Origin of the sequence: Bacillus sp. V2I10 (assembly GCF_030817055.1) — a bacterium.
GTDB lineage: Bacteria > Bacillota > Bacilli > Bacillales > Bacillaceae > Bacillus_P.
In genome coordinates, this window is sequence record NZ_JAUSYV010000001.1 from 227,431 (window position 1) to 243,101 (window position 15,671).

Annotated in this window: 10 protein-coding genes, 2 pseudogenes and 1 other annotated feature; all 12 genes and pseudogenes read right to left on the reverse strand. The window is 41.5% G+C overall.

The annotated features are described in order from the left end of the window. Positions 1 to 40: 40 nt before the first annotated feature. Positions 41 to 349, reverse strand: coding sequence for a 30S ribosomal protein S10 (gene rpsJ / locus QFZ72_RS01305; protein ID WP_029282834.1), 309 nt, complete (start codon positions 347 to 349; stop codon positions 41 to 43). Positions 350 to 703: 354 nt separating this feature from the next. Continuing rightward, on the reverse strand, positions 704 to 1,894 hold the full coding sequence (tuf, locus tag QFZ72_RS01310) for an elongation factor Tu (protein WP_223438939.1): 1,191 nt from the start codon (positions 1,892 to 1,894) through the stop codon (positions 704 to 706). A gap of 110 nt (positions 1,895 to 2,004) precedes the next feature. After that, positions 2,005 to 4,083, reverse strand: coding sequence for an elongation factor G (gene fusA, locus QFZ72_RS01315; RefSeq protein ID WP_307428521.1), 2,079 nt, complete (start codon positions 4,081 to 4,083; stop codon positions 2,005 to 2,007). Positions 4,084 to 4,141: 58 nt separating this feature from the next. Beyond that, entirely contained in the window at positions 4,142 to 4,612 is a 471-nt protein-coding gene (gene rpsG / locus QFZ72_RS01320; protein WP_252203084.1) for a 30S ribosomal protein S7, read from the reverse strand. Between the two features lie 49 nt (positions 4,613 to 4,661). After that, entirely contained in the window at positions 4,662 to 5,084 is a 423-nt protein-coding gene (rpsL, locus tag QFZ72_RS01325; protein WP_307428523.1) for a 30S ribosomal protein S12, read from the reverse strand. Between the two features lie 108 nt (positions 5,085 to 5,192). After that, entirely contained in the window at positions 5,193 to 5,441 is a 249-nt protein-coding gene (locus QFZ72_RS01330) for a 50S ribosomal protein L7ae-like protein (protein WP_307428526.1), read from the reverse strand. 125 nt (positions 5,442 to 5,566) lie between these two features. Further along, positions 5,567 to 9,166, reverse strand: a complete 3,600-nt coding sequence (gene rpoC / locus QFZ72_RS01335; protein ID WP_307428528.1) for a DNA-directed RNA polymerase subunit beta' — start codon at positions 9,164 to 9,166, stop codon at positions 5,567 to 5,569. 46 nt (positions 9,167 to 9,212) lie between these two features. Further along, a pseudogene (gene rpoB / locus QFZ72_RS01340) lies at positions 9,213 to 12,795 on the reverse strand (DNA-directed RNA polymerase subunit beta). Positions 12,796 to 13,054: 259 nt separating this feature from the next. Continuing rightward, positions 13,055 to 13,660: a class I SAM-dependent methyltransferase gene (locus tag QFZ72_RS01350; protein ID WP_307428537.1), complete on the reverse strand. Its 606-nt coding sequence runs from the start codon at positions 13,658 to 13,660 to the stop codon at positions 13,055 to 13,057. Positions 13,661 to 13,795: 135 nt separating this feature from the next. Further along, the gene (gene rplL / locus QFZ72_RS01355) at positions 13,796 to 14,161 is read right to left on the reverse strand and encodes a 50S ribosomal protein L7/L12 (RefSeq protein WP_307428540.1); all 366 of its coding nucleotides are present in this window, start codon (positions 14,159 to 14,161) and stop codon (positions 13,796 to 13,798) included. Positions 14,162 to 14,218: 57 nt separating this feature from the next. After that, positions 14,219 to 14,719: a 50S ribosomal protein L10 gene (rplJ, locus tag QFZ72_RS01360; protein WP_307428543.1), complete on the reverse strand. Its 501-nt coding sequence runs from the start codon at positions 14,717 to 14,719 to the stop codon at positions 14,219 to 14,221. A gap of 54 nt (positions 14,720 to 14,773) precedes the next feature. After that, positions 14,774 to 14,919, reverse strand: a sequence feature (ribosomal protein L10 leader region). Positions 14,920 to 14,968: 49 nt separating this feature from the next. Beyond that, positions 14,969 to 15,668 (reverse strand): annotated as a pseudogene (gene rplA, locus QFZ72_RS01365) (50S ribosomal protein L1). Positions 15,669 to 15,671 lie beyond the last annotated feature (3 nt).

A 15,671-nucleotide genomic window follows, 5' to 3' on the forward strand; every position in this document is an offset into this window, starting at 1 on the left:
CACACCTCCTATAATTGTCTTTTAAGATCTATTTTTGAAATTAAAGTTTGATTTCAATGTCAACGCCTGACGGTAAGTCTAATCGCATTAATGCATCAACAGTTTGTGGTGTTGGGTTAATGATATCGATTAAGCGTTTGTGCGTGCGCATTTCAAATTGCTCACGAGAATCTTTGTATTTGTGTACCGCACGAAGAATCGTATAAATCGATTTTTCAGTTGGCAACGGGATCGGACCAGAAACGTTAGCACCTGAACGTTTTGCTGTTTCAACGATCTTCTCAGCAGATTGATCAAGAATTCTGTGATCATATGCTTTTAAACGGATACGAATTTTTTGTTTTGCCATTATTTTCCCTCCTTTTCGCCTACTTTTAAAATAGACTTTCTCCGTAGAAATTTTCCGCACACTCGCCATGGCAAAGCGGCCGTGTGTATCGGCAACCTCCTACTTCATCGCAGTCAAAGACCAACATTGTCTATTATATATATATTTCGTGCCCAATGCAAGAAGAAATTTAAAATTTCCTTTTCTAGCACACTTTTTCTATTATACATACTTCAATTCATATAATCAAGAAGATCAGCAGCTGGAAAAATTTTTTAAAAATAATTCTTCGATACAGATTTTAATATTATATAGAAGAGATTTTTCGCAATAAAAAAAAGCTAAGCATAATGCTCAGCTTTTTTAAAAGTAGAATTACTCAGTGATCGTAGCTACGACACCAGCGCCTACTGTACGTCCGCCTTCACGGATTGAGAATTTAGTACCTTCTTCAATCGCGATTGGAGCGATAAGTTCAACAGTCATTTCGATGTTGTCGCCAGGCATAACCATTTCAACGCCTTCTGGAAGTTGAATGATACCAGTTACGTCCGTAGTACGGAAGTAGAACTGTGGGCGGTAGTTAGAGAAGAATGGAGTGTGACGTCCACCCTCTTCTTTTGAAAGAACGTAAACTTCTGATTTAAATTTAGTGTGTGGAGTGATTGTTTTTGGCTTAGCAAGAACTTGTCCACGTTGGATGTCTTCACGAGAAACCCCACGAAGAAGTGCGCCGATGTTGTCGCCAGCTTCTGCATAGTCAAGAAGCTTACGGAACATTTCAACACCTGTTACAGTTGTAGATTTTGGCTCTTCAGTGAAGCCGATGATGTCGATAACATCTCCAACTTTAACTACGCCGCGCTCTACACGTCCTGTAGCAACTGTTCCACGACCAGTGATTGAGAATACATCCTCAACTGGCATCATGAAAGGCTTTTCAGTGTCACGAGCTGGAGTTGGGATGTACTCGTCAACTGCGTTCATAAGTTCAACGATTTTTTCTTCCCAAGCTGCGTCACCTTCAAGAGCTTTTAAAGCAGAACCTTTGATTACTGGAATGTCATCGCCAGGGAAGTCGTATTCAGAAAGAAGGTCACGAACTTCCATTTCAACTAATTCAAGTAACTCTTCGTCGTCAACCATGTCACATTTGTTCATGAATACAACAAGGTAAGGAACACCTACTTGACGAGAAAGAAGGATATGCTCACGAGTTTGTGGCATTGGGCCGTCAGAAGCAGAAACAACTAGGATTCCGCCGTCCATTTGTGCAGCACCAGTGATCATGTTTTTAACATAGTCAGCATGTCCTGGGCAGTCAACGTGTGCATAGTGACGAGTTTCAGTTTCATACTCAACGTGTGCAGTTGAGATTGTGATTCCGCGCTCGCGCTCTTCAGGAGCAGCATCGATCATGTCATATGCCATTGCAGCACCTTTACCGCTACGTTTAGCAAGTACAGTTGTAATTGCTGCTGTTAAAGTTGTTTTACCGTGGTCAACGTGTCCAATTGTACCGATATTGGCATGCGTTTTTGAACGGTCGAATTTTTCTTTACCCATTCTAAATTCCTCCTTAGAGTCATAATTAGTTATATAGATTACAGAAAGTGAGACAAGTCACTTTCTATTCATACATAAGTAGTTATACTTCAATAATTGGTGAAAATCAATTACTCACCTTTATTTTTTTTGATAATTTCTTCAGAAATTGATTTTGGAACTTCTTCGTAATGATCAAAATGCATCGAGAATGTTCCGCGTCCTTGTGTGTTTGAGCGCAACGCAGTTGCATAACCAAACATTTCAGAAAGTGGTACCATTGAACGAACAACTTGAGCATTTCCGCGAGCTTCCATACCTTCAACTCGTCCGCGACGAGATGTGATGTCACCCATGATATCTCCCATGTATTCATCAGGGATTACTACTTCAACCTTCATAACAGGCTCAAGGATAACAGGGCTACACTTAGATACAGCGTTCTTAAGAGCCATAGATGCAGCAATTTTAAACGCCATTTCACTAGAGTCAACATCATGGTATGATCCATCAACTAATGTTGCTTTTACATCGATTAGCGGATAACCAGCTAGGACACCATTTTTCATAGAGTCTTCCAGACCAGCTGCAACAGCAGGCACGTATTCACGTGGTACTGTACCACCAACTACTTTATTTTGGAACTCAAAGCCTTTTCCTTCTTCGTTTGGTTCGAATTCGATCCAAACGTGTCCGAACTGACCGCGTCCACCAGATTGACGAGCGAATTTACCTTCAACTTTAGCAGAGCCACGGAAAGTTTCGCGATACGCAACCTGAGGAGCACCAACGTTAGCTTCAACTTTAAATTCACGTCTCATACGGTCAACAATGATGTCAAGGTGAAGTTCACCCATACCAGAGATGATCGTTTGACCCGTTTCAGTGTCAGTGTGAGCTTTGAAAGTTGGATCTTCTTCAGAAAGCTTTGTTAAAGCTGTAGACATTTTGTCTTGGTCAGCTTTAGATTTTGGTTCAACAGAAAGTGAGATAACAGGCTCTGGGAAATTCATTGATTCCAAGATAACAAGGTTCTTTTCATCACATAGAGTGTCACCAGTAGTAGTATCTTTAAGACCTACTGCAGCAGCGATATCTCCAGCATATACTGTTGAAATTTCCTCACGAGAGTTAGCATGCATTTGCAGGATACGACCTACGCGTTCACGCTTTCCTTTCGTAGAGTTCTGCACGTATGATCCAGAGTTAAGAACACCTGAATACACACGGAAGAATGTTAATTTACCAACGTAAGGATCAGTCATAACTTTAAATGCAAGTGCTGAGAATGGACCTTCATCACTAGATTCACGAATTACTTCATCCTCACTGTCAGGTAATGTACCTTTAATTGCTGGTACATCCAAAGGTGATGGCAGGTAGTCTAGAACAGCATCTAGCATTAACTGAACACCTTTGTTTTTAAATGCAGAGCCACAGATAACTGGGTAGAACTCTACATTTACAGTACCTTTACGGATAGCGGCTTTCAATTCATCAATTGTAAGCTCTTCTCCCTCAAGGTATTTCATCATAAGATCTTCATCAAGTTCCGCTACAGCTTCTACAAGCTTTCCGCGCCACTCTTCTGCAAGATCTTTATACTCATCAGGAATTTCCATTGCTTCTGAACGAGTTCCTAGGTCATCTTCGTAAATGTATGCTACATTCTCTACTAAATCGATAATACCTACAAACTCATCTTCAGCACCAATTGGCAGCTGGATAGGATGAGCGTTTGCTTCAAGACGGTCATGCATTGTTTTTACAGAGTATAAGAAATCCGCACCGATTTTATCCATTTTGTTAACGAATACTACACGCGGTACTCCGTAAGTTGTTGCTTGACGCCATACTGTTTCAGTTTGAGGTTCAACACCAGATTGTGCATCCAGTACCGCTACCGCACCATCAAGTACACGTAATGAACGTTCAACTTCAACTGTGAAGTCTACGTGTCCTGGTGTATCAATGATATTTACGCGATGACCTTTCCACTGAGCAGTTGTAGCAGCAGAAGTGATAGTGATACCACGTTCTTGCTCTTGCTCCATCCAGTCCATTTGAGACGCACCTTCGTGTGTCTCACCAATTTTGTGGATACGTCCAGTGTAGAATAATACACGTTCAGTAGTCGTCGTTTTACCGGCATCGATGTGAGCCATGATACCGATATTACGAGTTTTATCTAAGGAGAACTCTCTTGCCATTTGGATCTTTTCTCCTTCCTATTATAAGGATTAGTATATTTTATGGTTGGTTTAAATCCTACCAGCGGTAGTGAGCAAATGCTTTGTTAGCTTCAGCCATTTTGTGAGTATCTTCACGTTTCTTAACTGATGAGCCAGTGTTGTTAGCTGCATCAAGAATCTCGTTAGCTAAACGCTCTTCCATCGTTTTTTCACCGCGAAGACGCGCGTAGTTTACTAACCAGCGAAGACCAAGAGTAGTACGGCGGTCAGGGCGAACTTCAACAGGTACTTGATAGTTTGCACCACCAACACGACGAGCTTTTACCTCAAGAACTGGCATGATGTTTTTAAGTGCTTGTTCAAACACTTCGATTGCTTCTTTACCTGAACGCTCTTTAACTAAGTCAAAAGCAGTGTAAAGAATAGTTTGTGCTTTACCTCTCTTACCGTCAACCATAATTCTATTGATTAGACGAGTAACAAGCTTTGAGTTGTAAAGTGGATCTGGTAATACGTCTCTTTTTGTAACAGGACCTTTACGTGGCATGTTATTTCCTCCCTTCATGCTATAATCTTAAGCTTATATACTTAAGGCATTATTTTTTTGGTGCTTTTGGTCGTTTTGTACCGTATTTAGAGCGGCCTTGCATACGTTTGTCAACACCAGCAGTGTCTAATGCACCGCGTACGATGTGGTAACGTACACCCGGTAAATCTTTCACACGTCCGCCGCGGATTAATACAACACTATGCTCTTGCAGGTTGTGTCCGATACCAGGAATATAGGCAGTTACCTCAATTCCGTTTGTTAAACGAACACGAGCATATTTACGAAGAGCCGAGTTCGGTTTCTTCGGTGTCATTGTACCAACACGAGTACATACTCCGCGTTTTTGTGGAGATGAAGTGTTAGTTTGCTCTTTTTTGAAGCTGTTGTAGCCTTTGTTTAACGCAGGTGAAGTTGATTTCTCAACTTTGCTTACGCGTCCCTTGCGTATTAATTGGTTAATAGTAGGCATGTTATGTGTCCTCCCTTCTAAAAGTTTAATCCCACACATCCAGGTGGTTCATATTTGGGCAAAAACAAAGTTTTTGCAGAGGATTTAAAACCCTTGGCAAAAACGGCTTTAATTGATAATAGCTACAGTTACTGCTCCTACTTCTATTCCACAAGCTTTACCAAGCTTCTTCATAGAATCAACCATTGTAAAAGGTACGTTTTGCTGGACTGCAAGTTCTAATATCATTTTCATGAGTCTTGAATCTGCATCTTCAGCAACGACCAGTTCCTTTACCTGATTTTGTTTGAGCGCTTTAACAGTTTGCTTTGTACCAACAATAATTTTATGAGCCTGAGATACTTTTTCATAAGACATATGAATATATCCTCCAAAGCAACAGGTTTTAATCAAGCACCTAGAATATACTAACATTGGAAGAGATGGATGTCAACTAGTTCAATGAAACATTTTTCTAGAAACGTCCATCTCTTTTTTGTTAGTTAATCTACAGTAACAGTTTCATCCTCAGGCTGTATGCGCGGAATTGGGTTTACGCGTCTGTAGCGCTGCATTCCCGTACCGGCAGGGACTAGCTTTCCGATGATAACATTTTCTTTTAAGCCTAGCAGTTCATCACGTTTACCTTTGATCGCAGCATCCGTCAAGACACGAGTCGTTTCTTGGAATGATGCAGCAGATAAGAATGAGTCTGTTTCAAGTGAAGCTTTTGTAATACCAAGAAGGATCGGACGTCCTGTTGCAGGGCGCTTGCCATCAAGCAATACTTTTTTGTTGGCATCCGTAAATTGATGTACATCAAGCAATGTTCCTGGAAGCACATCTGTATCTCCAGCATCCATTACTCTTACTTTGCGAAGCATTTGGCGAACCATTACTTCAACGTGTTTGTCTCCAATTTCTACCCCTTGCATACGGTATACTTTTTGAACTTCACGAAGCAGATATTCTTGAACTGATGTGATGTCTGTTACTTTCAGCAATTCTTTCGGATCAATTGAACCTTCTGTAAGCTCTTGACCGTGTAGGATTTTATCGCCTTCAACCACTTTAAGTCTAGCGTTATAAGCAGCTGTATAAGAACGTGTTTCAACATCGCCTTTGATGACGATTTCCTGTTGTCTGTCACGCACTTCATTGATCTCAACTACCACACCATCGATTTCAGAAATCGTTGCTTGACCTTTAGGATTTCTCGCTTCAAACAGCTCTTGAATACGAGGTAAACCTTGTGTGATATCGTCTCCGGCAACACCGCCTGTATGGAACGTACGCATTGTAAGCTGAGTTCCTGGTTCTCCGATTGATTGAGCAGCGATAATACCAACTGCTTCTCCAACTTCAACCTCAGTACCTGTAGCTAAGTTACGTCCGTAGCATTTTTTACATACACCATGACGGGTGTTACATGTAAATGCAGAACGGATCCACACTTCTTCAATACCAGTTTCAACAATCGCTATAGCAAGGTCTTCTGTAATGAGATCATTTTCAGAAACGATAACTTCGCCAGTCTCCGGATGTTTAATTGTTTTACGTGCATGACGTCCAATTAAACGCTCTTCTAAATGCTCGATTACTTCAGTGCCTTCTTTAATTGATTTCGTTAAGATGCCGCGGTCAGTTCCACAGTCTTCATCACGAATGATTACATCCTGTGCAACGTCAACGAGACGTCTTGTCAAGTAACCTGAGTCAGCAGTTTTAAGGGCTGTATCGGCAAGACCTTTACGTGCACCATGTGTTGAGATAAAGTACTCTAACACTGTTAAGCCCTCTCGGAAACTTGATTTGATTGGAAGTTCAATAATACGTCCAGCCGGGTTGGCCATCAGTCCGCGCATTCCGGCAAGCTGCGTAAAGTTAGATGCGTTACCACGGGCTCCTGAATCACTCATCATGAAGATCGGGTTGCGTTTATCAAGAGAAGCCATCAGTTTGCCCTGGATAACATCTTTAGACGCACTCCAAATCGAGATAACACGTTCATAGCGCTCTTCCTCAGTGATAAGACCACGTTTGAATTGCTTCAGAACGTTATCAACTTTTGCTTGACCCTCTTTTAAGATTTCTTGTTTTTCACGTAATACGATGATATCTGATACGCCAACTGTAATACCGGCTTTTGTCGAATATCTGAATCCAAGATCTTTCATGCGGTCAAGCATTTTAGATGTTTCAGTGATATGGAATTTCTTAAAGATTTCAGCAATGATTTTACCTAAGATCCCCTTCTTGAACGGAGGAATGATCTCTTGGCTTTGAATGAATTCTTTCACATTCACATTTGCATCAATAAAGAATTTTTCCGGTGTTTCATCTTCAATGTTGCTCTTCGTCGGTTCATTCATATAAGGGAATGAAGCCGGCAGGATTTCATTAAAGATCAATTTTCCTACTGTTGTTACCAGAAGCTTTTTGCGCTGTTCATCAGTGAATGATTCATTAGGCAGAGAACTTGCTTGAACAGCAATACGAGTATGCAGATGCACATAACCGTTTTGATATGCGATCAAAGCTTCGTTCGTATCCTTAAAGATCATTCCTTCGCCGACAGCTTCTTCGCGTTCTAATGTCAGGTAGTAGTTGCCTAATACCATATCTTGAGAAGGGGTAACAACAGGTTTTCCATCTTTAGGATTTAGAATGTTTTGAGCTGCAAGCATCAAAATACGTGCTTCTGCTTGAGCTTCAGCAGATAGAGGTACGTGAACCGCCATTTGGTCACCGTCAAAGTCAGCGTTATATGCTGTACATACTAATGGGTGAAGACGAATTGCACGGCCTTCTACAAGCGTAGGCTCGAATGCCTGAATTCCCAGTCTGTGAAGTGTAGGTGCGCGGTTAAGCAGAACTGGATGCTCTCTGATAACTGCTTCTAATACATCCCAAACATCAGGAGATACACGCTCTATTTTGCGTTTAGCACTCTTAATGTTATGTGCTAAGCCTTTTTCAACTAGTTCTTTCATAACGAAAGGCTTGAATAATTCAAGAGCCATTTCTTTCGGCAATCCGCATTGATACATTTTCAGGTTCGGTCCTACAACGATAACGGAACGGCCTGAGTAATCAACACGTTTACCAAGAAGGTTTTGACGGAAACGTCCTTGTTTTCCTTTCAGCATGTGTGAAAGTGATTTAAGAGGACGATTACCCGGTCCTGTAACAGGACGGCCGCGGCGGCCATTGTCAATCAATGCATCAACAGCTTCCTGAAGCATGCGTTTTTCGTTCTGAACGATGATGCTAGGCGCACCAAGATCCAATAGACGTTTTAAACGGTTGTTGCGGTTGATTACACGGCGGTACAAATCATTTAAGTCAGAAGTCGCAAAGCGGCCTCCGTCTAATTGAACCATTGGACGAAGTTCAGGCGGGATGACCGGAAGCACATCAAGGATCATCCATGATGGCTCATTTCCTGAGTTGCGGAACGCTTCTAATACTTCTAAACGTTTGATTGCACGGGTTCTGCGCTGACCTTGTGATGTTTTAAGCTCTTCTTTAAGCTGATCAACTTCTTTGTCCAAGTCGATGTCAGAGAGAAGCTTTTTAATTGCTTCTGCACCCATTGCAGCCTGGAAAGTTGAGCTGTATTTATCACGGTATGCTCTATATTCTTTTTCAGAAAGCAGCTGTTTTTTCTCAAGCGGCGTGTCGCCTGTTTCTGTAACCACGTAAGAAGCGAAGTAAATCACTTCTTCTAGTGCACGCGGAGACATATCAAGGACTAAGCCCATGCGGCTAGGAATGCCTTTGAAATACCAAATGTGAGAAACTGGGGCAGCAAGTTCAATATGCCCCATACGCTCACGGCGAACCTTTGCACGAGTTACTTCAACTCCGCATCGATCACAGACTACACCTTTGTAGCGAACTCTTTTATATTTTCCGCAATGACATTCCCAGTCCTTTGTAGGACCGAAAATGCGCTCACAGAACAAACCGTCTTTTTCTGGTTTTAATGTACGATAGTTAATCGTTTCTGGTTTCTTAACTTCACCGAATGACCACGAGCGAATTTTATCAGGTGAAGCGAGACCGATGTTCATATACTCAAAGTTATTTACATCTAGCAAGGGGCCTACCTCCCTTTTCGTCTTCAGGTTTTACCCTTATTGCTTACTATTCTTTAGTAACTGCGTCTTTTTCTTTTTCCATGGCTGCTGATGAAAGATCATCCGGCTGATCATTCAAGGATAAACCTTCTGATTGCTGTCCTTCTTCATCATCTTCTAAGTCTCTCATTTCGATTTCTTTTTCGTCGCTTGAGAGAATCTTGACATCCATACCTAAGCTTTGAAGCTCTTTTATTAATACTTTGAATGATTCTGGAACCCCAGGCTCCGGAACATTTTCGCCTTTGACGATTGCTTCGTATGTTTTCACACGACCAACTACATCATCCGACTTAACTGTGAGAATTTCTTGAAGAGTATAAGCTGCGCCATAAGCTTCAAGTGCCCATACTTCCATTTCTCCGAAACGCTGTCCGCCAAACTGGGCTTTACCGCCAAGAGGCTGCTGCGTAACAAGTGAGTAAGGACCTGTTGAACGAGCATGCAATTTATCATCAACCATGTGGGCAAGTTTAATCATGTACATGATACCTACTGATACACGGTTATCAAACGGTTCACCTGAACGGCCGTCATAAAGAACTGTTTTAGCATCGCGTGCCATGCCAGCTTCTTCAAGAGTTGACCAAACATCTTCCTCGCGGGCACCATCAAATACTGGAGATGCAACGTGTAAACCAAGCTTGCGCGCTGCCATTCCAAGATGCAGTTCAAGCACCTGACCGATGTTCATACGAGATGGAACGCCGAGCGGATTTAACATGATATCCACCGGTGTGCCGTCTGGAAGATACGGCATATCTTCTTCAGGAAGAATTCTTGAGATAACACCTTTGTTTCCGTGACGTCCGGCCATTTTATCCCCTTCAGAAATTTTACGCTTCTGAACGATGTATGCACGGACTAACTGGTTAACTCCAGGTGGCAGTTCATCTCCGTCTTCACGGTTGAACACTTTAACATCAAGAACGATACCGCCGCCTCCGTGAGGAACACGAAGTGAAGTATCACGGACTTCCCTTGCTTTTTCACCAAAGATCGCATGAAGCAGACGTTCTTCAGCAGTCAGTTCCGTTACCCCTTTTGGCGTAACCTTACCAACAAGCAGATCTCCGTCTTTTACTTCTGCACCGACACGGATAATACCGCGGTCGTCTAAGTTGCGAAGCGCATCTTCTCCGACATTCGGGATATCGCGTGTGATTTCTTCAGGTCCAAGCTTTGTATCACGTGATTCTGATTCATATTCTTCGATATGAATAGAAGTATAAACATCATCTTTTACAAGACGCTGACTCATGATAATGGCATCCTCGTAGTTGTAGCCATCCCATGTCATGAATGCAACCATAACGTTGCGTCCAAGTGCCAATTCGCCTTTTTCCATAGAAGGTCCATCTGCAAGGATTTCACCTTTAACAACTTCATCGCCGACACTTACAATTGGGCGCTGGTTGTAGCAGGTACCTTGGTTAGAACGAATGAATTTAAGAAGGCTGTACTTATCTAAGTTGCCTTTTGTTTTCACGCCATCCACATCTTCGTAGCGTCGTACCCAGATGTTTTTAGCCTCTACTTTTTCAACAACTCCAGGGAACTTACAGATTACTGCAGCACCAGAGTCTTTGCCTGATACATACTCCATGCCTGTTCCGACAATCGGAGACTCAGGGTTCATAAGAGGTACTGCTTGTCGCTGCATGTTCGCTCCCATAAGGGCACGGTTGGAGTCATCATTTTCTAAGAACGGGATACATGCTGTCGCTGCAGAAACTACTTGTTTAGGAGATACATCCATGTAATCCATTCTGTCACGGGACATAACTGTGTTCTCACCGCGGAAACGGGAAACGATATCCTCATCAAGGAATGAACCATCATCTGCTAAACGAGCGTTTGCTTGGGCAACTACATAATTATCCTCTTCGTCTGCTGTTAAGTAATCGATTCGGGAAGTTACTTTCCCTGTTTCAGGATCTACGCGGCGATACGGCGTTTCAATGAAACCAAAGCGATTGACTTTAGCATATGAAGACAGAGAGTTGATCAAACCGATGTTTGGTCCCTCCGGCGTTTCGATCGGACACATGCGGCCATAGTGAGAGTAATGGACGTCACGCACTTCAAATCCAGCACGTTCACGTGTTAAACCACCAGGTCCAAGTGCAGATAGACGGCGTTTATGAGTTAATTCAGCAAGCGGATTCGTCTGATCCATGAACTGCGATAACTGAGAGCTACCGAAGAACTCTTTAATTGACGCAATTACAGGACGAATGTTAATCAGCTGCTGAGGTGTAATTGTATTTGTATCTTGAATGGACATTCTCTCGCGTACAACACGCTCCATACGTGAAAGACCAATTCTGAATTGATTTTGAAGAAGCTCCCCTACAGAACGCAGACGACGGTTACCTAAATGGTCAATATCATCTGTGTCTCCTACTCCATGAAGCAAGTTAAAGAAATAACTAATTGAAGACAGGATGTCAGCAGGCGTAATATTTTTAACGTTCTCTTCAACATAAGCGTTGCTGATTACGTTAATGACTTTTTCACCTTCTGAATCGATAGGAGCATAGATTTTAATTGATTGAAGCGTCACATCTTCTTCAACTACACCGCCTGATGGCGAGATTTTTCTGAAGCCTACTCCACTCTCTAAATTAGGAATGATTCGGTCAAGTGTGCGTCTATCAATTAAAGTATCTTTTTCTGCAATAATTTCGCCAGTTTCAGGGTCTACTAATGTTTCAGCAAGACGCTGGTTGAAAAGGCGATTTTTAATATGAAGCTTTTTATTGATCTTGTAGCGTCCTACACTTGCAAGATCGTAGCGTTTTGGATCAAAGAATCTTGAATCCAGCAAGCTTTTCGCATTATCCACTGTTGGAGGCTCACCAGGGGCGCAGACGCTCATAGATTTCAAGAAGAGCTTTTTCTGTGCTTTCTGTATTGTCCTTATCAAGTGTGTTGCGAAGGTATTCATTTTCACCGAAAAGATCGGTGATTTCTTGATCAGAGCCAAACCCTAGTGCGCGCAAAAGAACCGTTACCGGCAATTTCCGAGTGCGATCAATACGCACATATGCAACATCTTTAGCATCTGTTTCGTACTCTAACCAAGCGCCACGGTTTGGAATGACAGTTGCAGTAAAGCCTTTTTTACCATTTTTATCGACTTTTCCGCTGTAATAAACACTTGGTGAACGTACGAGCTGTGATACGATAACACGTTCAGCACCGTTAATCACAAATGTACCTGTTTCAGTCATCAATGGGAAATCACCCATGAAAACATCCTGATCTTTTACTTCACCAGTTTCCTTGTTAATTAAACGCACCTTCACACGAAGCGGTGCAGAATAGGTAACATCGCGCTCTTTAGATTCCTCTACTGAATATTTAGGATCACCTAAACTATAATCAATAAATTCTAGCGAGAGGTTACCAGTGAAGTCTTCGATAGGAGATATGTCCTGGAACATTTCTCTAAGACCCTCATCAAGAAACCACTGATAGGAAGAGGTTTGAATCTCAATAAGATTTGGTAATTCTAACACTTCACTAATACGTGCATAACTTCTGCGTTGGCGGTGTCGTCCATACTGAACTAGTTGACCTGTCAACTGCTTCACCCCTCAAATCAAGCGTAATATAACTTGTAATATGTACTCGTAAATCAATCTATTAACCACCAATACACATACAAGGAGAAAACAAAAATAAAAAGGTCTCTATAAATTAGAAAACCACTTTTGTAAAACGTACTATTGATTTTATAAGTTTTTCCATCTGTCCTATATTTATACATTTACCTCAAAAAATAGAGACTTATGGAATATATATATTGGCATTTTATAATATTAACATAGCGAAAAATACGAGTCAATCTTTTTCTGCTCTGATAATAAAGTAGCCTTTATCCTTTTTGACTGTAACAACCTCTTTAAACATCTCATCCAATTTGGCAATAGCCGAAGGGGCTCCTTGCTTTTTCTGAATGACAACCCATAATTCTCCACCCGGCAAAAGAGATTCAAAGCTTTTTTCGAAAATCTCGTGAACAACCTTTTTTCCTGCACGGATAGGTGGATTGGTTAAGACAGCCGCATACTTTTTCGAAGGATCAACATTTTCAAAAAGATTGCTTGCGATAATACGGACATTTTTCACACCGTTTGCTTCTGCATTTACTTTCGCAAGTTCTACCGCTCTCTCATTAACATCGATCATATCAACTGTGAGATCCTTGAATTCTTTAGCAAGCGATATTCCGATTGGTCCGTATCCGCAGCCAACGTCTAACAAGTCGCCTTTTTGATCAGGTATTGTAAATGTTTCAATCAGCAGTCTTGAACCAAAGTCGACTTCATTTTTTGAAAAAACGCCGCGATCACTTTGAAAATGAAAGGAATTCCCCCTTAAAGTAAACGTCCATGATTTACGGTTACTCTCAGCCTCTGGCTGTTGTGAATAATAATGATTTGTCATCTTTTTCCCTCCATGTTAAAGGAGTATAGCAAATCATGGTATTTTTCATACCTAGTATCTGCAAAAAATCAATTTTATGTCAAACGTGAAAAAAAAGCTCGCTATATGAATTAAGCGAGCTTTGTCTTTTTGGAATTACTTAACTTCTACAGAAGCGCCAACTTCTTCAAGTTTGCCTTTAACTTCTTCAGCTTCTTCTTTAGTGATTCCTTCTTTAACAGCTTTAGGTGTGTTGTCAACTAGTTCTTTAGCTTCTTTCAAGCCAAGACCAGTGATTTCACGAACCACTTTGATTACTTTAATTTTTTGAGCGCCTGCAGCAGCAAGTACTACATCAAATTCAGTTTGCTCAGCAGCAGCTTCGCCACCAGCAGCGCCACCAGCCATTGCTACAGGAGCAGCTGCAGTTACGCCAAATTCTTCTTCGATTGCTTTAACTAAGTCGTTTAATTCTAAAACAGTCATTTCTTTAACTGCTTCAATGATTTGTTCTTTAGTCATTGTATATTTCCTCCTTATAAACCTTTTAGTTTTTTGTTTTGGTACGGGTCAAACAGATTAAGCGCCTTGCTCTTCTTTTTGTTCTGCAACTGCTTTAGTAGCAAGTGCAAGATTGCGGATTGGAGCTTGAAGAACGCTAAGCAACATAGAAAGTAAGCCTTCACGTGACGGAAGATCAGCAAGAGCTTGAATTTGTTCTACAGTTGCGATGTTTCCTTCGATTACACCTGCTTTGATTTCTAACGCTTCATGCTTTTTAGCGAAGTCGTTAAGAATCTTAGCTGGAGCAACTACGTCGTCATTACTGAATGCGATCGCATTAGGACCTGTTAGGGCGTCATTAAGACCAGTAAGTTCAACATTTTCAACTGCACGGCGAGTCATTGTGTTTTTGTAAACTTTGAACTCGATGCCAGCTTCACGAAGAGTTTTACGAAGTTCAGTAACTTCTGCTACTGTTAAACCGCGGTAGTCAACAACGATTGTTGTTTTGCTGTCGCGAAATTTAGCAGTAATGTCATCTACGATGGATTTTTTTGTTTCGATAGCGCTGCTCATTGATACACCTCCTGTAAGAATCAAAGTCCCACACTTATACCGATCGGTGTTTTCTCTTAAAACAAGAAATGCCTCCACGTTAGACATGGAGGCAGTATATATACAAGCGATCTAATAATTCTAGTTCACATATATACACCTCGGCAGGAAATTAAGCTTTTGCAAGCACCTACTGTCTACGGTATAAATGAAGTTAATTTGTTAAACAACATTTTTGATTATATATAAAGTTGAGCCTTATGTCAACTATTATTTAACGCCGAAACTTGATGAATCAACTTTAACGCCAGGTCCCATAGTAGAAGCAACAGCTACGTTCTTCATGTATGTGCCTTTTGCAGCAGCAGGTTTAGCTTTTAATAAAGTTTCGAAGATTGTAGTGAAGTTTTCAACTAGCTTGCTGTCTTCGAAAGATACTTTACCGATTGGCACGTGGATGTTACCAGCTTTGTCAACACGGTATTCAACTTTACCAGCTTTGATTTCTTTAACTGCTTTTTCAACGTCAAATGAAACAGTGCCAGTTTTAGGGTTTGGCATTAAGCCTTTTGGTCCAAGTACGCGGCCAAGCTTACCAACTTCACCCATCATGTCAGGAGTAGCTACGATTACATCGAAGTCAAACCATCCTTGCTGAATTTTGTTGATGTAGTCAGCATCGCCTACGAAATCAGCTCCAGCAGCTTCTGCTTCCTTCGCTTTTTCACCTTTAGCAAATACTAAAACGCGTTGAGTTTTACCTGTTCCGTTTGGAAGAACAACTGCTCCGCGGATTTGCTGATCGTTTTTACGTGGATCAACGCCTAAACGGAATGCAACTTCAACTGTTGCATCAAATTTAGCTGTGTTTTGTTTTCTTTACAAGTTCAATTGCTTCTTGAACTCCGTAAGCTTGAGTACGGTCTACTAATTTAGCAGCTTCTACGTACTTTTTACCTCTTTTAGCCATTTT